Origin of the sequence: Sphingomonas sp. MJ1 (PH-R8) (assembly GCF_048058635.1) — a bacterium.
GTDB lineage: Bacteria > Pseudomonadota > Alphaproteobacteria > Sphingomonadales > Sphingomonadaceae > Sphingomonas.
The window spans coordinates 36,131-55,600 of record NZ_JBBEFX010000019.1 but is presented as its reverse complement, the minus strand read 5'-3'; the positions used below and the strand labels follow the sequence as shown (position 1 = coordinate 55,600).

16 protein-coding genes are annotated in these 19,470 nt (G+C 66.9%); 12 read left to right on the top strand and 4 right to left on the bottom strand.

The features are described 5' to 3' along the window. Window positions 1-119: 119 nt before the first annotated feature. The 5 genes from VPH46_RS14085 (at window position 120) to VPH46_RS14065 (ending at window position 4,102) form a co-directional block, all read left to right on the top strand. On the top strand, window positions 120-1,460 hold the full coding sequence (locus tag VPH46_RS14085) for a dicarboxylate/amino acid:cation symporter (protein WP_416612174.1): 1,341 nt from the start codon (window positions 120-122) through the stop codon (window positions 1,458-1,460). Window positions 1,461-1,593: 133 nt separating this feature from the next. Continuing rightward, window positions 1,594-2,274: an RBBP9/YdeN family alpha/beta hydrolase gene (locus VPH46_RS14080; protein WP_416612172.1), complete on the top strand. Its 681-nt coding sequence runs from the start codon at window positions 1,594-1,596 to the stop codon at window positions 2,272-2,274. A gap of 73 nt (window positions 2,275-2,347) precedes the next feature. Next, on the top strand, window positions 2,348-2,935 hold the full coding sequence (locus tag VPH46_RS14075; RefSeq protein ID WP_416612170.1) for an alpha/beta hydrolase: 588 nt from the start codon (window positions 2,348-2,350) through the stop codon (window positions 2,933-2,935). 89 nt (window positions 2,936-3,024) lie between these two features. After that, the gene (locus VPH46_RS14070; RefSeq protein ID WP_416612167.1) at window positions 3,025-3,846 is read left to right on the top strand and encodes a family 16 glycosylhydrolase; all 822 of its coding nucleotides are present in this window, start codon (window positions 3,025-3,027) and stop codon (window positions 3,844-3,846) included. A 49-nt stretch (window positions 3,847-3,895) separates the two neighbouring features. After that, window positions 3,896-4,102 carry a hypothetical protein gene (locus tag VPH46_RS14065; RefSeq protein ID WP_125962088.1) on the top strand — a complete coding sequence of 69 codons (207 nt, stop codon included), beginning with the start codon at window positions 3,896-3,898 and terminating at the stop codon, window positions 4,100-4,102. A gap of 58 nt (window positions 4,103-4,160) precedes the next feature. Here VPH46_RS14065 and pip read toward each other — a convergent pair whose 3' ends face one another. Then, window positions 4,161-5,117, bottom strand: coding sequence for a prolyl aminopeptidase (gene pip / locus VPH46_RS14060; RefSeq protein WP_416612165.1), 957 nt, complete (start codon window positions 5,115-5,117; stop codon window positions 4,161-4,163). A gap of 102 nt (window positions 5,118-5,219) precedes the next feature. Here pip and smpB point away from each other — a divergent pair, with 102 nt between their 5' ends. From smpB to recA, 6 genes are all read left to right on the top strand, one after another. Then, window positions 5,220-5,702: an SsrA-binding protein SmpB gene (gene smpB / locus VPH46_RS14055; RefSeq protein ID WP_132884226.1), complete on the top strand. Its 483-nt coding sequence runs from the start codon at window positions 5,220-5,222 to the stop codon at window positions 5,700-5,702. Between the two features lie 56 nt (window positions 5,703-5,758). Further along, window positions 5,759-6,289 carry a DUF2062 domain-containing protein gene (locus VPH46_RS14050; protein ID WP_416612186.1) on the top strand — a complete coding sequence of 177 codons (531 nt, stop codon included), beginning with the start codon at window positions 5,759-5,761 and terminating at the stop codon, window positions 6,287-6,289. A gap of 56 nt (window positions 6,290-6,345) precedes the next feature. Beyond that, complete coding sequence (locus tag VPH46_RS14045; protein ID WP_416612163.1) at window positions 6,346-8,439, top strand: M13 family metallopeptidase; 2,094 nt, start codon at window positions 6,346-6,348, stop codon at window positions 8,437-8,439. Between the two features lie 93 nt (window positions 8,440-8,532). Continuing rightward, a complete protein-coding gene (locus tag VPH46_RS14040) occupies window positions 8,533-10,926 on the top strand; it encodes a response regulator (protein ID WP_416612161.1) in 2,394 nt (797 codons plus the stop codon). A 40-nt stretch (window positions 10,927-10,966) separates the two neighbouring features. Continuing rightward, the gene (locus tag VPH46_RS14035) at window positions 10,967-11,320 is read left to right on the top strand and encodes a response regulator (RefSeq protein ID WP_125962084.1); all 354 of its coding nucleotides are present in this window, start codon (window positions 10,967-10,969) and stop codon (window positions 11,318-11,320) included. A 170-nt stretch (window positions 11,321-11,490) separates the two neighbouring features. Further along, a complete protein-coding gene (gene recA, locus VPH46_RS14030) occupies window positions 11,491-12,585 on the top strand; it encodes a recombinase RecA (protein WP_204991356.1) in 1,095 nt (364 codons plus the stop codon). A 374-nt stretch (window positions 12,586-12,959) separates the two neighbouring features. Here the strand turns inward: recA and VPH46_RS14025 are convergent, their stop codons facing one another. From VPH46_RS14025 to VPH46_RS14015, 3 genes are all read right to left on the bottom strand, one after another. Beyond that, the gene (locus VPH46_RS14025) at window positions 12,960-13,907 is read right to left on the bottom strand and encodes a family 43 glycosylhydrolase (protein WP_416612159.1); all 948 of its coding nucleotides are present in this window, start codon (window positions 13,905-13,907) and stop codon (window positions 12,960-12,962) included. Window positions 13,908-13,966: 59 nt separating this feature from the next. Then, on the bottom strand, window positions 13,967-15,622 hold the full coding sequence (locus VPH46_RS14020; RefSeq protein WP_416612157.1) for a S10 family peptidase: 1,656 nt from the start codon (window positions 15,620-15,622) through the stop codon (window positions 13,967-13,969). An 80-nt stretch (window positions 15,623-15,702) separates the two neighbouring features. Continuing rightward, the gene (locus VPH46_RS14015) at window positions 15,703-16,245 is read right to left on the bottom strand and encodes a hypothetical protein (protein WP_416612155.1); all 543 of its coding nucleotides are present in this window, start codon (window positions 16,243-16,245) and stop codon (window positions 15,703-15,705) included. A 210-nt stretch (window positions 16,246-16,455) separates the two neighbouring features. Between VPH46_RS14015 and VPH46_RS14010 the strand changes: the two genes are divergently transcribed. After that, on the top strand, window positions 16,456-19,452 hold the full coding sequence (locus VPH46_RS14010) for a TonB-dependent receptor domain-containing protein (protein WP_416612153.1): 2,997 nt from the start codon (window positions 16,456-16,458) through the stop codon (window positions 19,450-19,452). The last annotated feature ends 18 nt before the right edge of the window (window positions 19,453-19,470 follow it).

Below are 19,470 nucleotides of genomic sequence, written 5' to 3'. Positions count from 1 at the left end.
CGACGGCAGGTACGCTGCGCATGCTGATGGCCCGGCCGTAATCCCGAGTGGGCGCCAGCTTTTCCGTCCAGCAGAAAAGCTACGTTGGGATGTCTCCTGGCGAACCCCAGATCGGGTTCATGACCCAGGTTTCTGCAAGCGGCAGCGCGGTTCGCTTACCTTCGTTCGGCGTTCAGGTTCTCCTCGGCATGGTGGCGGGCGTTTTGCTCGGCTTGCTCGCACGCTCGATTCCGGGCGGGGACGCCAATTGGCTCGCGCAGACGCTGCACACGGTGGGGCAGAGTTTCGTCCAGCTTCTAAAGGCGCTGGTGCCGCCGCTGGTATTTACCGCCATCGTCGGCTCGATCGCCGCGCTTCGCGAGCTGCGCAACGCCGCCCGGCTGGTGGTAGAGACGCTGGTCTGGTTCGCGATCACCGCGGGCATCGCGGTGACGATCGGGATCGTGCTGGGCATCGTGATCCAGCCGGGTCTCCATGCGGGCGTGGATCAGGCAGCGGCCGCGGTGCCGGCGACCACCGGCAGCTGGGTCGATTTCCTGAAGGGGCTGATCCCCGCAAACTTCCTCGGCATCGGCGCCACCACCACGCAGGCGGACGCGAAGCTTTCGACCACGCTGTCGTTCAACGTGCTCCAGATCATCGTCGCGGCCATTGCAGTGGGTGCGGCGGCAGTCCGGATCGGTGCGGCGGGCGAGCCGTTCCTCGCGTTCAACGCATCGGCGCTCCAGATCTTCCGGCGGCTGCTGCGCTGGGTGATCGCGCTGACGCCGATCGGCACCGCCGCGCTCATCGGCGATGCCGCGGTCCGCTACGGCTGGGGGACGCTTTCAAGCCTTGGGTCCTTCGCAGGTGCGATCTACCTCGGCCTCGCGCTCGTCCTGCTCGTCGTCTACCCGCTGCTGTTGGCGGCGCACGGGCTCAGCCCGCTGCGGTTCTTCGCATCCGCCTGGCCGGCGATCCAGCTCGGCTTCGTCTCGCGCTCGTCGGTGGGCACTCTGCCCCTGACCGAGGAAGTGACGGAGCGGGCGCTCGGGGTGCCGCGCGCCTACACGTCCTTCGCCGTGCCGCTTGCCGCGACGACCAAGATGGACGGGTGCGCGGCCATCTACCCGGCCATCTCGGCGATCTTCGTCGCGCAGTTCTTCGGCGTACCGCTCCACTTCGCGGACTATCTGTTGATCGTGTTTGTCTCGGTGCTCGGCTCTGCCGCCACCGCCGGCATGACGGGCGCGACCGTGATGCTGACGCTCACGCTCTCCACGCTCGGGCTGCCGCTCGACGGCGTGGGGCTGCTGCTCGCGATCGATCCGATCCTGGACATGGGGCGCACCGCGGTGAACGTCGCCGGGCAGGCGCTGGTGCCGACGATCGTCGCCAAGCGCGCCGGCATGCTCGATCTGGCACGCTACGAAGCCGGCGGCGCTGCGGACCTCCAGCCGCGACAGGCGCTTTCCGCCTGACGGGCACATCATTGGCCGCACGGCAAGGCCGTTCGGGCGCAGCTTGATTGTCTAGCTACATAGTAGGATTATCTTCGAACTGGCTGGCGGGCGTTATAGTCAAAGGGTTCTTCTCGGAACCAGGAGAAGCACGATGGCGAGTTCCTCTTCGAACGAAGCACTGCATCCGACGATCTTGACGGTGCCGGGCCTGAACGGATCGGGGCCCTCCCACTGGCAGACGCTGTGGGAGCAGCGCCGCCCCGATACGGTGCGCGTCGATCTCGGCATGTGGCACACCCCGCATCGCAACAGCTGGGTCACCAAGTTGGACCAGGCAATCCGCCGGGTGGAGGCGCCGGTGGTGCTGGCCGCGCACAGCCTGGGCTGCATTGCGGTCGCCTGGTGGGCGGAGCTTTCGCCGCAACTGCCGGACGGGCCCGTCGTCGGCGCGCTGCTGGTGGCACCCGCGGACGTCGATCGGCCGGAGGCGCCTGCCGAGGTCAAGGGCTTTGCCGCGACGCCGCGCCTGCGGCTGCCGTTTCCCTCGATCGTGGTCGCTTCCCGGGACGACCCCTGGATCACGCTGGAGCGTGCGCGCGGCCTTGCCGCGGACTGGGGCAGCGAGTTCATCGATGCCGGAGAGCGCGGCCACCTGAACGCGGACAGCGGCCTGGGCGACTGGCGCGCGGGACAGGAACTGCTCGACGGCGTCCTCCTCGAAAGCTTCGAAGCGGGCGGGCACGGCACCGCCCCTACCGAGGCACGCAGCCTGGTCGCACGCGAGGTACGGCGCCGCGCGGGCTCCGGCGGCTTCGAGGCACACGGGACGTGAGCTCGGCGTCAGGGAAATAAGCAAGGCGGCGAGGGATCGCGACCGCCGCATAAAACAGGGAAGGGAGCTGCCTATGACCAGTCTGGCGATGTGGCGAGAGGATCTCTCCGTCATCACGCTTTCGGACCCGCAAGACCCGCTGCCTGCATGGCGGAAGCTGGGATGGCCGGCCGAAGGGGCGCGGCATCTGAGCGGGGGCTTCGCGACGCGGTCCGACCGGGCACGCTGGGCAGCCAAGCTGGACCGCGCCGTCACCGAGTCGGACCGGTCGGTCCTGCTGATCGCTAGCGGCCTCAGCTGCTTCGCCGTCGGCTGGTGGGCGAAACTGTCGCCCGCCAACTATGCCGCCCGGGTCGCGGGCGCGCTGCTGTTCGCGCCGGGGGAAGCGCGGGAGGACCTGCGTGACCGCTTCGCCGCGCCCCGGATCGCGATGCCCTTCTCCTCGCTGGTGATCGACGACGCGATCGACGAGAAGGATGCGGAGCTGCAGCGCATCGCTTCCGACTGGGGCAGCGGGCTCGTGCGCACCCGGGAACGGAGCGCACCCGCCGGCGGCTCCTGGCGGCAGGCACAGCGCCTGTTCCGGCGCTTCACCACTGCGGTGGTCGAGCACGACGTGCAGCGCGCGCGGGCACTTCGCGGGCTCGGTGCGGGCGCGTAGACGGCTGTCATCCGCTTCCCAGTCTTGCCGGTAGCGCCTAGGATCGTCGCATCCGGCGGCTGGAGACCGGGAAAGCGGAGGAGATGCCGATGCAATGGATGCTGCTCGCGGTGCAGGCGGCGACGCTTGGCGCCACCAACTATGCCGTGGACGCCCCGATGGCGCCGCCCGCCGCTCCGGCCAGTTTCGCAGACGAATTCGCGGCCAAGAAGGTGGACCGAAGCATCTGGCGGTTCGACACCTCCCGCAACGCCGCGGGTTGGTACAACAACGAGAAGCAATATTACGCGGCCGACCGGCCGGAAAACACCCGCATCGAAGACGGCGTGCTCGTGATCGAAGCGCGGCGGGAGCCGCTCTCCAAGGCGAAGTTCCCCGACTGGGGCGGGCAGGTCTATAGCTCCGCCAAGCTCGTGACCCGCCGGACGCTCGGCTATGGCTTCTATGAGGTGCGCGCCAAGCTCCCCTGCGGCCGCGGCGCCTGGCCCGCCATCTGGATGATTCCGGAAGATGCCTCCTGGCCCGCCGGTGGCGAGATCGACATCATGGAGATGGTCGGCTGGGACCCCAACGTCATCCATGCGACCCTGCACAGCGGCGCCTTCAACCATCGGCTCGGGACGCAGCGCGGCGCGCAGAAGCGGGTGGCGACCGCGTGCACCGCCTTCCACAACTACCAGCTCGACTGGAGGCCGGATTCGATCACCATCGGCGTCGACGGCCGCGCCTATATGCGGGTTGCGAACGATCAGCCGGGCGGGGCAACGGCATGGCCGTTCACCAGGCCCTATCCGCTGATCCTGAACCTTGCCGTAGGCGGCGACTGGGGCGGGGCGAAGGGCATTGACGACCGCAGCTTTCCACAGCGCATGGCCATCGACTATGTCCGCTACTGGAAGCACGACAACTGATCGCACGGCGGCTGGACAGCGGCAGGACGGCGCCGCTATCGACCCGGCGATGGGTATCATCGCAACGATCATGAACACGACCACGGGCCAGCCGATCCAGCGGATGAGCTTCGGCCGCATGCCGAAGCCGTGGGCTTCCTTCACGCTGGAGACGGGCGAGCTCGTCACCGCCGACCGCGTCGAAGTGGGCAAGCCCGCACCGGGCAAGGTGGTGGTGCCGGTGTCGGTCTGGGTTACGCCGAAGAAGTCGGGCTAAGCACCCAGGAGACGATACTGTCCCTGCCCATCGGCTGGGTACCAAGGTTGAGGGACGATTACTCCACCGCGTACCGGTCGGTAGCGCGGACGAGCTGGTCCAGGATCCCCGGCTCGCTCCACGCGTGGCCGGCACCTTCCACCAGCCGGAAGTCCGCCTCCGGCCACGCCTGGTGCAGCGCCCATGCGGTGCGCGGCGGGCAGACGATGTCGTAGCGCCCGTGCACGATCGTTCCCGGGATGCCGCGGAGCCGGTGCGCGTCCCGGATCAGCTGGTCCGGCTCCAGCCATCCGTGGTGCACGAAATAGTGATTCTCGATCCGCGCGAAGGCTAGGGCGAAGTGCGGGTCTTCGAACCCGGCGCTCAGGTTAGGGTCGGGTAGCAGCGTGATCGTCCGCCCTTCCCACAAGCTCCACGCCTTGGCCGCCTCGATCTGCGCCTCCGCATCGTCGCTCACCAGCCGCCGGCGGTACGCGCCCCGCATGTCCCCGCGCTCGGCTTCCGGGATCGGCGCCTGGAACGCTTCCCAATAGTCCGGGAACACCTCGGACGCGCCGAACTGGTAGTACCAGTGCAATTCGCGCTCGGTCAGCGTGAAGATCCCGCGCAGCACCAGCTCGCTCACCCGCTCCGGGTGCGTTTCGGCATAGGCAAGCGATAAGGTAGAACCCCAGGAGCCGCCGAACACCAGCCAGCGCTCCACGCCGACGTGGCGGCGCAGCCGTTCGATGTCGGCGACCAGATGCCAGGTGGTGTTCGCCTCCAGCGAGGCGTGCGGGGTCGAGCGTCCGCAGCCGCGCTGGTCGAACAGCAGCACGTCGTAGCGCGCCGGATTGAACAGGCGCCGCACATCGGCGGAAATGCCGCCGCCGGGACCGCCGTGCAGGAACACCGCGGGCTTGGCACCCGGCGTGCCGCACCGTTCGTAATAGATGCTGTGCCCGTCGCCGACGTCGAGCATGCCGGTCTCATATGGTTCGATCGGCGGGTAGAGGCTGCGCAGCGGTCCGGTCATGCGCCGTTCTTGCAGTTGCGCGGCCGCGTCGTCCAGCGGCGTGCACATCGCGCCGTCGAGTACCTTTCCTCGCGCGATGCGAGCGCCTATGTCCGGCCTCCCATGGCCCGACCCAGACCCGCCACCTTCGACAAGCGCAAGACCGTCGCCGAGAACCGGCGCGCACGCTTCGACTATTTCATCGAGACCACCTACGAGGCTGGCATCGCGCTCACCGGTACCGAGGTGAAGTCGCTGCGCTTTGGCGAGGGCTCGATCGCCGAAAGCTATGCCGAGGTGAAGGACGAGGAGGTCTGGCTGATCAACGCCAACATCCCCGAGTTCAGCCACGGCAACCGCTTCAACCATGAGCCGAAGCGCCCCCGCAAGCTGCTGCTCAACATGCGTGAGATCAACAAGATGCACGGCGCCGTCGCGCGCGAGGGCATGACGCTGGTCCCGCTGTCGATCTACTTCAACAGTCGCGGCCGCGCGAAGGTGGAGCTGGCGCTCGCCAAGGGCAAGAAGGCGCACGACAAGCGCGACACCATCAAGGAACGCGACTGGAAGCGCGAGCAGCAGCGCCTGCTGCGCGATCGCGGCTGACGCGCTTGCACGACAAGCAGCTCGGCGTCCGCATCCTGCGGTGGGCGGCGGCGAACATGCCGACGCGCGAGAGCATGGGCGAGAACCGCTGGCTCCGCCCGGTGGCCCATCGCGTGCTTGCCCCGGAGCTGTGGCGGTTCACCCGGCGTTCGGTGCCGCGCGGCGTCGCGCTCGGGATGGTGACCGGCATTCTGATCCCGATGGGCCAGATCCCGGCCTCCGCCGTGTTGGCGCTGCCGCTGCGGGCGAACATTCCCGCCGCGGCGCTCACCACCTTCTTCACCAATCCGATCACGACGCCGCCGCTGTGGGTGGCAGCCTATTGGGTCGGGGCCTGGCTGCTGCGGTTCGATGCGAAGGTGCCCGGCCAACCGCTTGCCACCCATGCGCAGGTCAATGTCGGCTGGCTCGATTGGCTGCTGGTCGATGCCGGTCCCGCGACGCTCGTCGGGCTGCTGTTCTTCTCCCTGCTGGGTGCGCTGCTCGGCTATTTCGGCAGCGCGTTCGGGTGGCGCTTATGGATCGGGCGCAAGTGGCGCCGCCGCCATCGCCGTTCCGCACGGCATGAGGATACGTCTTTGAATTGACGGGTGATCCCCGCCCACTAAGACAGCCGCATTCCACCCAGTGTGAAGGACACATCATGCGGCGTTCGCTTCTGTTATCCTCTCTGCTCGCGGGCTCCGCGCTGCTCGGCGCGTGCGCCACGACTGGCGCCGCCGACCCCGCCGCCGTCGCCGAGCAGACGCAGGTCGTCGGCCAGGCTGCGACCGGCCCGGTCAGCGCCGCCAACAGTGCCAAGCCGCAGATCGGCACCTTCGGCTTCGACGAAGCCGGCATGGACCGCACGATTGCGCCAGGCGACGACTTCTACGGCTTCGCGAATGGCACGTGGGAAAGAACCACGCCGATCCCTGCCGACAAGTCGAACTTCGGCATGTTCACGGTGCTGGAGGACCTGTCGCGCAGCCGCACCCGCGAGATCCTGGACGGCGTGCGCACCGACGCGAACTCCAAGATCGGCGTCGCCTATGCGACCTACCTCGATCAGGCGTCGATCGACGCCAAGGGCCTCGCCCCGATCCAGCCCTGGCTCGGCAAGATCAAGGCACTGTCCGGCAAGGCCGGCTATGCAGCGCTCGCGGCCGAGGCTTCGGTCAACGGCATCGAGGGTCCGTTCGGCGGCTATGTAGGCCCGGACGACAAGCACCCGGACGTTTATGCGCTGAACCTCAGCCAGTCGGGCCTCGGCCTGCCGGACCGCGACTATTACCTCTCCACCGACGCCAAGATGGTCGAGACGCGCAACGCCTATGTCGCGCACATCGCCAAGATGTTCACCCTGGCGGGCGAGCCCAATGCGCAGGCGCGCGCTGCTGCGATCCTGGCCTATGAGACCAGCATCGCCAAGGCGCACTGGACCCGGGTCGAAAGCCGCAACGCCGACAAGACCTACAACAAGCTGACGCTGGCGCAGCTTCAGAAGCAGGCCCCCGGATTCGACTTCCCGACCTATTTCAAGGGCATGGGAGCGAATGTTGACACGGTGATCGTGGCGCAGCCGAGCGCGGTGGCAGGCATCGCGAAGGCGATTGCTGCAGCTCCGGTGTCGGTCCTCAAGGACCAGATGCTGGTACGCTCGCTGGACCAATATGCCGGCGTCCTGCCGAAGGCGTTCGACCAGGAGAGCTTCGCCTTCTACGGCACCACGCTTTCGGGCACGCCGGAGCAGCAGCAGCGCTGGGAACGCGCGGTCGACTTCACCAGCGACGCGCTCGGGGACGAGGTCAGCCAGGTCTACGTCGCCAAGTATTTCCCGCCGGAGACCAAGGCCGCGGCCGATGCGCTGGTCCGCAACGTCACCGAGGCGATGGGCCGCCGGATCGACCAGCTCGAGTGGATGGCGCCCGAGACGAAGCAGAAGGCGCGCGCCAAGCTCGCGGCCTTCACGCCCAAGATCGGCTATCCGGACAAGTGGAAGGATTATTCCAACCTCCAGATCCGCGCCGGTGATGCGCTCGGCAATGCGATCCGCGCCGCCAACTGGGCGCATGCCGACAACTTCTCCAAGCTGGGTCGCCCGATCCAGAAGTGGGAATGGTACATGACCCCGATGACGGTGAACGCCTATGCGAACCCTGTCATGAACGAGATCGTGTTCCCGGCCGCGATCCTGCAGCCGCCGTTCTTCGATCCCAATGCCGATCCGGCGGTGAACTATGGCGGCATCGGCGCTGTCATCGGCCACGAGACCAGCCATCACTTCGATGACCAGGGCCGCAAGTATGACGCGAACGGCAGCCTCACCGATTGGTGGACGCCGGAGGACGTGACGCGGTTCGAACAACGCACTGCAGCGCTCGTCCGCCAGTATGACGCCTATGAGCCGCTGCCGGGCCTGCACGTGAAGGGCGCGCTGACCCTCGGCGAGAACATCGCCGACCTCGCCGGCCTCACCGTCGCGTGGGACGCCTATCAGCACGCGCTGGGCGGCAAGCCGGCCGGCGTCGTGGACGGCTACACCGGTGAGCAGCGCTTCTACCTTGGCTGGGCGCAGGTGTGGCGGCGCAGCTACCGTGAGGCGAACCTTCGCCAGCGGCTGCTGACCGACCCGCACTCGCCGTCGCAGCAGCGCGCCGGGGTCGTGCGCAACCTCGATCCCTGGTATGAAGGCTTCAAGCCGGCACCCGGCAGCAAGCTGTACCTGGCACCGGACGCGCGCGTCCGCATCTGGTGATCCCGCCCCGGCGCGCGCCACGTCAACCGTGGTGCGCGCCGGCCTGCGGTCAGCCCGCTTGACGGTGCCCGGCAGGGCGCCCAACACGCCGCGATGGCACGCGTTTCCACCGCCACCGATGGTCCGGCCAAGGTCGACCGTCTCCCGTTCTTCGTTGCGCTCGGCATCGGCCTCGTCGCGGCGCTTCTCGTCCTCAAGATGGTCGGGGAGCCCGTGCTTGCGGCCGGCTTCCTCGCGGCGGCGCTGATCGTGCCGGCGGCGCTGTTCGCCTGGTACCGGTTTTCGAGCGTGCCTGCGGTCGAGGCGCCGCCCGCCGACTGGGCGCTCGCGCACGCCCTTGCCGAAGCGAGCGAGGAAGCGCTTGCCGTCACCGATCGCGCAGGGCAGCTGGTTTGCGCGAACGGCCGCTTCGCCGAGCGGTTCGGCGGCTATCCGACCCCGCCGGGGCTTCCGCTGGAGGAGGAGGGGGCAGCCCAGCTTGCAGCCGCCGGCCGCGCCGCGTGGCGCGACGGCCGCGCCTCCGCCTGGATCCGTGCGGACGGCAATGTACTGGAAGCGGCGATCGAGCGCGTCGGCGACGGGACGCTGGTGTGGCGCTTCTTCGGTGGCGGCCGCGCCACCGCTTCGGTGGAGGCGGAGCAGTGGCTGTCGGGCCCACATGGCGATCGGCTGGGCGGGGCGGGCATCATGGCCGCACTGCTCGGCTCCGACGGCCGTATCCGTTCCGCCAATCGCGTGCTGCGCGCCCGGGCCCTGGGGCATGAGGAAGGCTCGATCGCCGGCCGCGACTTCGCGCGTTTCCTCACGACGGACGGCGAGGGGCGCATCCGTTTCGAACGCGAGGGCGCAGGCGGCAACCCGTTGCGGCTGCTCCAGGTGCCGTTCCTTCCCGATGAAGGGGCACCGATGCTGGTCGTGCTGCTCGACGAGGAGGCGACGGAGGCGGTGGCGCCGATCTCCGGCGGCGCTGCGGGGCACGTGCGCGCGCTGGTGTCGCTGCTTCCGGTCGGCATGGCGCTGGTCGACCGCGACGGGCGCTTCCTGCACATGAACCACGCCTTTGCACGCGCAACCGGCGTCAATACCAACGCACCGCCGCTCTACCCGGGCGATCTCGTCGTGCGGGAGGACAAGGGCGCGCTTGCCGATGCAATTCGTCGTTTCGCGGGAGGGGCGCAGCACGCCTCGGACATGGCGGTGCGGCTGATCAGCCACCCCGACGAGCCGATCGCGCTCACCATCGGGGGCGGGCGGGGGCTCGGCGACGCTGCGGTGCTGTTGACCCTCAAGGATACCGGCGAGGAATCGCGCCTGAAGCGCCAGGTCGCCCAGGCCACCAAGATGCAGGCGGTGGGCCAGCTGGCCGGCGGCGTCGCCCATGATTTCAATAACATATTGACCGCTATTATCGGTCATTGTGACCTGATGCTGATGCGCCATACCCCCGGCGACAGCGACTATGACGACATCCAGCAGATCCGCGCCAACTCCAATCGCGCGGCAAGCCTGACCCGCCAACTGCTCGCCTTCTCGCGCCAGCAGACGCTCCGGCCGCAGGTGCTGCAGCTTCCCGACGTGATCTCCGAAGTGTCGAACCTGTTGAAGCGCCTGCTGGGAGAGGCGGTCGAGCTGGTGGTGCGGCACGGTCGCAACCTCGGTCCCGTGCGCGCGGACCCGGGTCAGCTCGAGCAGGTGGTGGTGAACCTGGCGGTCAACGCGCGCGACGCCATGGTCGCCAAGAACCCCAACGGCCGCGGCCGCCTCGTGATCGAGACGCTGGCGATCGGCGCGGCCGAGGTGCGGGCGATGGAGAATGAAGTGCTGCCCGTCGGCGACTATACCGCGGTGCGCATCACCGATACCGGCACCGGCATCGCGCCGGACGTGCTGCCCAAGATCTTCGAGCCTTTCTTCACCACCAAGGAAGTGGGCAAGGGTACCGGGCTCGGCCTCTCGACCGTCTACGGCATCATCAAGCAGTCGGGCGGCTATATCTTCGCCGACTCGCAGGTGGGGCAGGGGACCTCCTTCACCATCTATCTTCCCGTCCATTCGGCGCCGGCGATCGCTGCTCCGCCCGCGCCCGTGCTGCCGCGGCGGGAGCGGCCCAGCGACATCTGGGGCACCGGCACGATCCTGCTGGTGGAGGACGAGGACATGGTGCGCTCCGTCGCCGAACGCGCGCTGACGCGCCAGGGCTACAAGGTGCTGACGGCGGAGAATGGCGAAGCCGCGCTGGAGCTCCTCGCCGACCATCCGCAGATCGACCTGCTCGTATCCGACGTGGTGATGCCGGCGATGGACGGGCCGACCATGGCCCGGCACGTGCGGCGCATCTATCCGGATCTGCCGATCCTCTTCATGTCGGGCTATGCCGAGGAGCAGCTTCGCCGCTCGATCGATCTCGGCAACGTCGCCTTTCTGCCGAAACCCTTCTCCGTTCAGCAGCTTGGCGAAGCTGCTCGTGACGTTCTGGCAACGAAATGAGGCTTGGCGTTCGTGCCGCCATCTGCTTAGACGCGCGGGCATGACAGCTCCCCAGCGTATCCTCATCGTCGAGGACGAGCCCCTGATCGCGATGATGCTCGAGGATTTCCTCGACATCCTCGGCAAGTCCGTCGCCGGCACCGCCGATTGCGTCAGCGATGCGCTGTCCCGGATCGAGGAGGGCGGCATCGATGCCGCGATCCTCGACGTCAATCTGCGCGGCGGTGAGAAGAGCTGGCCGATCGCGGACGCGCTCGCCGCTGCCGGCATCCCGTTCGTGCTTGCCACCGGTGGGTCCGGCGACGCGGTGGAGCCCACGCACCGCGACCGCCCGGTGTTGCCCAAGCCGTTCACCATGGACGGCGTGGAGAAGGCGCTTACCGAGCTCGGCTAAGCGCCGTTCTGTTTTTCCAGTTGTTGTACGTCCGGAGCGCTCCATCCACGGGCGTGACGCGGTGCGTCCGTCTCATGTGGTTCGCCTCTTGTTCTCACGGAACAAATGGAATACATGGCGAACAACGCGTTGAACGGCTCGCGCGGTTGCTCTAGCGATGGAGGCCACGAATGGCGGCAAACCTCAAGGTGATCGACAGCAAGATGGCAGCGACCAACGACAAGGCTGCGGGCGAGCGGCAGAAGGCGCTCGACGCAGCGCTCGCGCAGATCGACCGCGCGTTCGGCAAGGGTTCGGCGATGAAGCTGGGCCAGAAGGAAGCCATGCAGGTCGAGGCGATCTCGACCGGTTCGCTCGGCCTCGACATCGCGCTTGGCGTCGGCGGCCTGCCGCGCGGCCGTGTGATCGAGGTCTATGGCCCGGAAAGCTCGGGCAAGACCACGCTCGCGCTCCACGTGATCGCAGAGGCGCAGAAGAACGGCGGCACCGCCGCGTTCGTGGACGCCGAGCACGCGCTCGATCCCGTTTATGCCAAGAAGCTGGGCGTCAACATCGACGAACTGATCGTCTCCCAGCCCGACACCGGCGAGCAGGCGCTGGAAATCACCGACACGCTGGTGCGTTCGAACGCCATCGACGTGCTGGTGGTGGACTCGGTCGCGGCGCTGGTGCCGCGGGCGGAGATCGAGGGCGAGATGGGCGACAGCCACGTCGGCCTTCAGGCCCGCCTGATGTCGCAGTCCTTGCGCAAGCTCACCGGCTCGATCAGCCGCTCGCGCTGCATGGTGATCTTCATCAACCAGCTGCGCATGAAGATCGGCGTGATGTACGGCAATCCGGAGACGACGACGGGCGGTAACGCGCTCAAGTTCTACGCTTCGGTCCGCCTCGATATCCGCCGCACCGGACAGATCAAGGATCGCGAGGACATCATCGGCAACTCGACGCGGGTGAAGGTCGTCAAGAACAAGGTCGCCCCGCCGTTCAAGCAGGTCGAGTTCGACATCATGTACGGTGAGGGTATCTCCAAGATCGGCGAAATCCTCGACCTGGGCGTGAAGGCCGGATTGGTGGAGAAGGCAGGCGCCTGGTTCAGCTACGACTCGGTCCGCATCGGGCAGGGGCGCGAGAACGCCAAGACCTTCCTCAAGGAGAATGACGAACTCCGCGATCGCCTGGAGCGCGCGATCCGTGCACGCACGGAAAAGGTCGCCGAGGAAATGATGACCGGCCCCGATGCCGAGGACGATGGCGACGATCTCTGATCGCCCGCTGATGCACTGAGAAAAAGGCCCGCTGGCTCCCGCCGGTGGGCCTTTTTTATGGCGATGACGGCCGCGGCCAGGATCTTCTCGCTGCCGAATGCTGGGGAGCTTTCCTGGCAGCGCGGCTTCAAGCCGAGGAAGGAGAGCTCACCCACTGCGTAGCCCGGCGGAGGCCGGAGCTCAGCACCGATGGCTGCGGAATTTCAGCGTAAGCCTTCGCCTCACGGCCCCAGGTCGCCGGCGCCGGTCGGTGACGCACGAAGTGCCCCAAGGGTCTCCGCATCGACGCTCGGCTCCGGCGGCCGTCCAGATCGCCAAAAGGTGCCGCGACTTCCCTCGCGCGGGCGGCCCGGCAGACCAGCACGCTCGCTGCGTCAGTCGCTCATCTTGACCGGCTGGATCAGCCCGGACGCGTCATAGCGGATCTGCTGGATCGCGACCCGGCGTTCCCCGACATAGGGGCCGTTACCGGTTTGCCCCTCCCAACGGTGGTAGACGATCAGCCACTCACCCGTTTTCGGATCCCGCACGAAACTGTGGTGCCCAGGGCCCTTGTACTTGGCATCGGCCGTCAGGATCGCGCCGCGATACTGCCAGGGCCCGGTCGGCGAGGATGCGGTCGCATAATGGACGGAATAGTCCGAGCGGTTCCACCGACCGTGGCTGTATGAAAGATAGTAGACGCCGTTGCGCTCATGGACGAACGCGCCCTCGGTGAAGTGCGGCGGCTGCTCCACTGGGATCTCGCGCGCGATCGTCACCATGTCCGGGGCGAGTTCGAACACCCGCAGCTTCGCACCGGCACTGCCCCCCGCGTAGAGCAGTCGGCGTCCGGATTTCGGGTCGATGAACACGCTGGGATCGATCGCCTCAAAGCCGTCGCCGCCCGTCAGCAGCGGCTTGCCGCTGTCGGTACAGGGGCCGGCAGGGCTGGAGCAGACGGCAACGCCCAGTCGGCTCGGCGTCGGATTCTGCGGGCCGATCGAATAGTAGAAATAGTAGCGGCCCTGATCGACGACCATGTCCGGTGCCCAGAGGTAGTGCATCGGCGCGCCGTCCGCCTTGGTCCAGCGAATGTCCCTCAACCGCAGCAGGGGGTGCTTCTTCCAGTTCCGCCGGTCCGCCGTGGACCAAGCCTGGAGGCCGTCCCCGCCGGTTGGATAGATCCACATCTTGCCTTTGGCCACCATGGCCGAGGGGTCGGCCCCCGCAAAGACCGACGGAACGTCCTGCGCCGCACCCGCCGTGGCGGAGAGGAGCACAGCAGCCGCCGCGCCTGCAAGCGCGCTACGACGGTGGTGGGAAAGCATCCTGTACGTCATCCGCACACTCTGCCGGTGCAGCCGCTCGTAGCGCAAGCGTATCCGAACGGCTGCCAGCCTCAGTTCGGCCCTTGCCCAGGCTCGCCTGCGGAGAGCGATGGCGCCTGCGGCGGCACGGGGCTGCCCGCCGCCTCGACCGCTTCGTCGTACCAGCCCGCCAAGTCGACCTTCATCTGGTGCAGCGCTTCCGGGTTCACATAGGTCATGTGCCCCGCGGGATAGTAGCGGAACGAGAGGTTCCCCTGCTGCGACCGCTCCAGCATCATGTGCCCCAGGTCGTTCTCGGTTCCGAAGAACGGCGTCGCCATGTCGTAGTACCCGTTCAGCGACAGCACCTTCAGATACGGGTTCGCGCGCATCGCCGCGCCGAGGTCCAGCGCCGTGTTGGGGTTGTTCTGCGCGCCAAAGCCACGTCCCGGCGCCTTGTGCTGCCAGTTCCACGTCCATCCGGCGGCATCTCGGGCGCTCAGCCGGTACGGCATCTCCGTCTTGTAGCCGAGCGTATGAGTCACATAATCGTGGAAAGTCGCGATGAACGCGCCGCTGATCGCGTCCGAGGAGGCATCGGTCTCCGGCCGTTCGCCCGCCGCGTCCGGATCGATCCCGGTGTAGCGGGAGTCGAACCGGCCGATGGTCTGCCGCCGGTCGCGCAGCAACTCCTTCTGAAAGCGCGCGAGGTCGATGCGGAGGTTCGCCTGCTTGATGAAGGCGGGCGAGAGTCCGATCAGCCCGCTCATCTGCTCGGCGATCGCGTTTTCTTCCGCGGGCGAGATGGTCTGCCCCTTGGCGAGTGCTGCGGCATAGGGTCCGACCGCAAAGGCGCGTGCCTGGGCGACGGCCGTTGCCACGTCGGCAGGCGGGTTCGGCAGCTTGCGGTGATACCAGGCGGTCGCTGCAAAGCTCGGAAGGTAGTTCAGGTACAGCTGATCGAGCCCGGGTTGGCGATAGCCGTAGTTCATGATCGAGGAGAGCAGCACCACGCCGTTCAGCGCCATGCCCCGGTCCTGCAGCTGATAGGCGAGCGCCCCCGATCGCAACGTTCCGTAGCTTTCGCCGAACAGGAACTTGGGGCTGTTCCAGCGTCCGTTCTTCGTCACGTAGCGCAGGATCGCCTTGGCGAACACATCGGCATCCTCGTCGACACCGTAGAAAGCCTCGGGCTTCGCATCGCCGAGCGGCCGGGAATAGCCCGCGCCGATCGCGTCCAGGAACACCATGTCCGTCTTGTCGAGCAGCGTCTCGCCATTGGGCCCGAAATCATAAGGCGCCGGCTTGATGAACTCCGGGTTGGTGGTCTTCAGGCGAACGGGGGCGAAGGAGCCCATGTGCAGCCAGAAGGTCGGGCTGCCGGGACCGCCGTTGTAGAAGAAGGTGATCGGGCGTCTGGTGCCGGGCTTGGTGCCATCGAGCGTGTAGGCGGTGTAGAACATGCTCGCCGTCGGCTTGCCTTCGATGTCGCGCACGGTGAGCGTGCCCGCGGTCGCCGTATAGCCGAGCGACCTGCCGCTGACCGTTACGCGGCCCTTGGATCGCGCTTCCTGCTCCTCGACCGGAGGAATGGCCCAGCCTGCCTCGGCCTGCTCCTTCATCTTGTCCTTGTGATCCTCGGCCCCCGCGCGCCCGCGCTCCACCTTGGGCTCCGCAGCCCCTTGGGCAGTCGCTGCGGCGGAAGAGCAAAGCAGCACGGCGACGAGAAACCTGGAACCGATCGACATCCACAAACCCCCAGAAGAAAACACGAACTCGGCACCGGCGCCCGGCCGCTCACACGAGGCTGGCCGCGCCATCGGCAGGGTCAGTTCACCCGCCGCACCCGCATGGCAGGCTGGCCTGCCACATTCGCCAGATAGCTGCCCATTGCCGCCCGGCGGATTGCGATCGCCATTCCCGGCTTCGGATCGCGCGCCAGGATGCGTCCGTCGATCTGCTGCCACCGCGCGCCATCGGCGAGCACCATGACCCACTTCCCATCGGGCGTCGTGCTGACGCCTTTGATGCTGGTATCGATGCGGGTAGGCGGAGGCGGCGCTTGTTCCTGCTCGCGCACGGCGATCGGCGGGGCGGGAGCGCTGCGGCCGAATTGCGCCGCCTGCGCCTCCGCGATCCGGGTCCGGGTCGCCACCACCAGATCCCCCTTGTTCAGCAGCACCTCCACCTCTGCGGTGCGGGCGTCGAGGCAGCGCAGTCGCGCCGCCGCGTCGGTGATCGTGCGGCATTGGAGCAGGGCCTGCAGGGGCTCGGCCCGACCCGGGTCGGCCTGGCGGGCGAGGGCAGTGGGGGAGGCGAGCACAAGTCCCAGCCCGAACGCCATTCCCAAAGCCCTATGTGCGGAAGCCATCACTTCGATCCCCCAACGCGCGCCGATGGCGGCGCGCTGTTCCTGAACGTTGCATTTATGCGACAGTGTCGCGCCATTTTCTTTCATCGTGAAAGCAGTCTTGCAACTATTTTTGTGCAGTGCATCGTAGGCGGACGAACAAAAGTTCGAGAGGCATGATCCTGAAAGATTCGAGCCCGTCTGGCTCGGGGGCAACAGAAGGGGAACTGCATGAATCGCAATCGTGGACGCCGCCTGGCGCTGCGCGCCGGCGCCGCACCTTTGGTATTGATGGCCGCTACACTCGGCTTTCCTGCTTTCGCACAGGATGCGCCTCAGGAAAGCACCTCAACCTCCCAGAATGTCGGCATCAGCGCCGTGCCGACCGGCAGCGGCGAGCCGAACCAGAGTGTTGACGAAAACCAGGGTACGATCGTTGTTACGGGATCGCGTATTGCACGCCGCGATCTGACTTCGGACAGCCCGCTCGCAGTCGTTTCCCAGGAAGAGTTCAAGCTTTCCGGCGCAGTGAACGTCGAAAGTGTAATGAACACGCTGCCGCAGGTCATTCCGGGATCGACCGGATTCTCGAACAACCCTGGTGGCGGCGTCGCGACGCTGAACCTTCGCGGTCTCGGTTCCAACCGGAACCTGGTGTTGGTCAACGGTCGCCGGTACATGTTCTATGACACCTCGCAGGTGGTCGACCTCAATACGATTCCGGCGTTCCTGATCGACGGCGTCGACGTCGTCACCGGCGGCGCCTCGGCCGTGTATGGCTCGGACGCGATTGCGGGCGTGGTCAACTTCCGCCTCCGCAACGACATCAACGGCGTTGAAGCCGGCAGCCAGTACAGCATCACCGGCGAAGGCGATGGCCGTCGTTGGGACACCTATCTCGCGATGGGCACCGACTTCGACGAGGGTCGCGGCCACATCACGGCTTATGGTGAGTATTACCAGCGCGGCGCGATCTTCCAGGGGGCACGGGACTTCTCGGCTGTTGCCTTGGGCGACGACGGCACCAGCCTGGTGCCGCTGGGGAGCCCGTCGGTTCCGAACGGCCGCTTCTACGTGAACCCCTCGACAGTCTGCGTGGGTGGCACTGGCGCGGCGTGCACCGGTGGCACGAACTTCACCCGCGGCGCGGGTTCGCTGTCGGCGAACGGCACGCTTGGTCAATATTACACCGGCCCGAATACGTCGCGCCCGTTCACGACCGACGACTACTACAACTACGCACCGGACAACCTGCTCCAGGTTCCGCAAGAACGCTGGATGCTGGGCGCCTACGCCAATTACGAGGTGAACGAGTGGTTCAACCCGTATCTGGAGGTGTCGTTCGTCAACAACCGCGTTCAGAACGAACTGGCGGCGACGCCGATCAGCGGCACGTTCGGCATCGCGCTGGACAACCCGTTCCTCTCGGCGGCGGATGCCTCGTCGCTGGCTGCCATCGATGCGCAGGAAGCTGCGATCGACGCAGCGCTGATCGCGGCCGGCGGCACGGCGCGCTACGGCAACCCGGGCGTGGTCAACGTCGCGCTCGCGTCGCGCACCAACGCGGTCTCTTCGCGTCAGGCGCTCGACGATCGCAACGCGTTCCGTGTCCTGATCGGCACCACGGGCGCGGTGACCGGCGACATCAAGTATGACGCCTATTACAGCTACGCCCGTACCCGGAACTCGAACATCCAGTACGGCAACGTCTCGCGCTCCGCATTTGCGGCCGAGCTGCTGGCGAATCGCCTGAACATCTTCGGACCGAACCTGCTTTCGGCCGAGGAAGTCGCGGCGATCTCGATCACCACGCAGAATACGGATATCTCCGAGCTGCAGGTGGCGCAGGCATCCATCTCGGGCTCGCTGTTCGATTTCGGTCTGGGTGGCGGCGACGTCGGCTTTGCACTGGGCGCCGAGTATCGCTCGGTGGAAAGCCAGTTCATCCCCGATCAGGCGCTGTCTTCGGGCGATGTCGTGGGCTTCAACGGTGGTGATCCGACCGCAGGCGGCTACAACGTCAAGGAAGTGTTCGGCGAACTTCGGGTTCCGCTGCTGGGCGGCATGCCGTTCGCAGAGCGTCTCGAACTGAACGGCGCGTTCCGCTATTCGGATTATTCGCTGGGCGGCGTCGGTGGCGTCTGGACCTACACGGGCGGTGCGCAGTGGGCGCCGATCCGGGACATCACCTTCCGGGGCCAGTATTCGCGGGCGGTGCGTGCGCCGAACGTTGCCGAGCTGTTCGGGGGCCAGTCCAACGGCTTCCCAGGCGCGACCGACCCCTGCGCAACGCCGGGTGCGCAGAACGACGCCGGGCTCGTCGCCATCTGCACCGCCACCGGCGTTCCCGCCGGTGCTGTGGGCTCCGGCACCTCGCTGCAGCCTGCTACCCAGATCGAGGGCGTGTTCGGCGGTAACCCGAACCTTCAGGAAGAAGTCAGCGATACCTATACCGCTGGTGTCATCCTGGCGCCCCGCTTCCTGCCGGGCTTCCACCTGACTGCCGACTACTTCAACATCAAGGTCGACAACGTCGTCACCTCGCTGGGCGGCGGCGTCGGCGGCATCCTGAACCTTTGCTATAACGTCTTCCGGGACGTGAACAGCATCTACTGCCAGGCGATCTCTCGCAACGACGACGGCACGATCCAGAACCCGAGCTTCGTCACGGCGGTGAATGCCAACGCGGCGAGCCTCAAGACTTCGGGTATCGACGTTTCGGCCGACTACACCCAGACGCTGGGCTTCGGTCTGTTCGGGGCCGAGAGCAAGCTCAACGCCTTCTTCCAGGGTACCTGGACGGAGAAGAACGAGTTCGCTCCGGTGGTCGGCGAGGCACCTTATACCTGTGCGGGGTATTTCGGTGCCAACTACTGCGGCACCCCGCAGTCGAAGTACAAGTGGTCGTCGCGCCTGTCGCTCATCGATGGTCCGATGACCGCCAGCCTGCGTTGGCGGTACCTGTCCAGCGTCAAGGCGGACTCGATCGCCAACGCGGACGTCGATCCGGCAGAGCTGGCCGTGCCGAAGCTCAAGGCGAAGAACTACATCGACCTCGCCTTCTCGTTCGACCTGACCGACACCTACAACTTCAGCTTCGGTGTCAACAACGTCGGCAATGTGAAGCCGCAGCTGATCGGCGACGATCAGGAACAGGCGAACACCTATCCGGGCGTCTATGACGTGCTGGGTCGCGACTTCTACGCGGCGGTTCGCTTCCGCTTCTGACGCGCTCGCGCAGCGGAG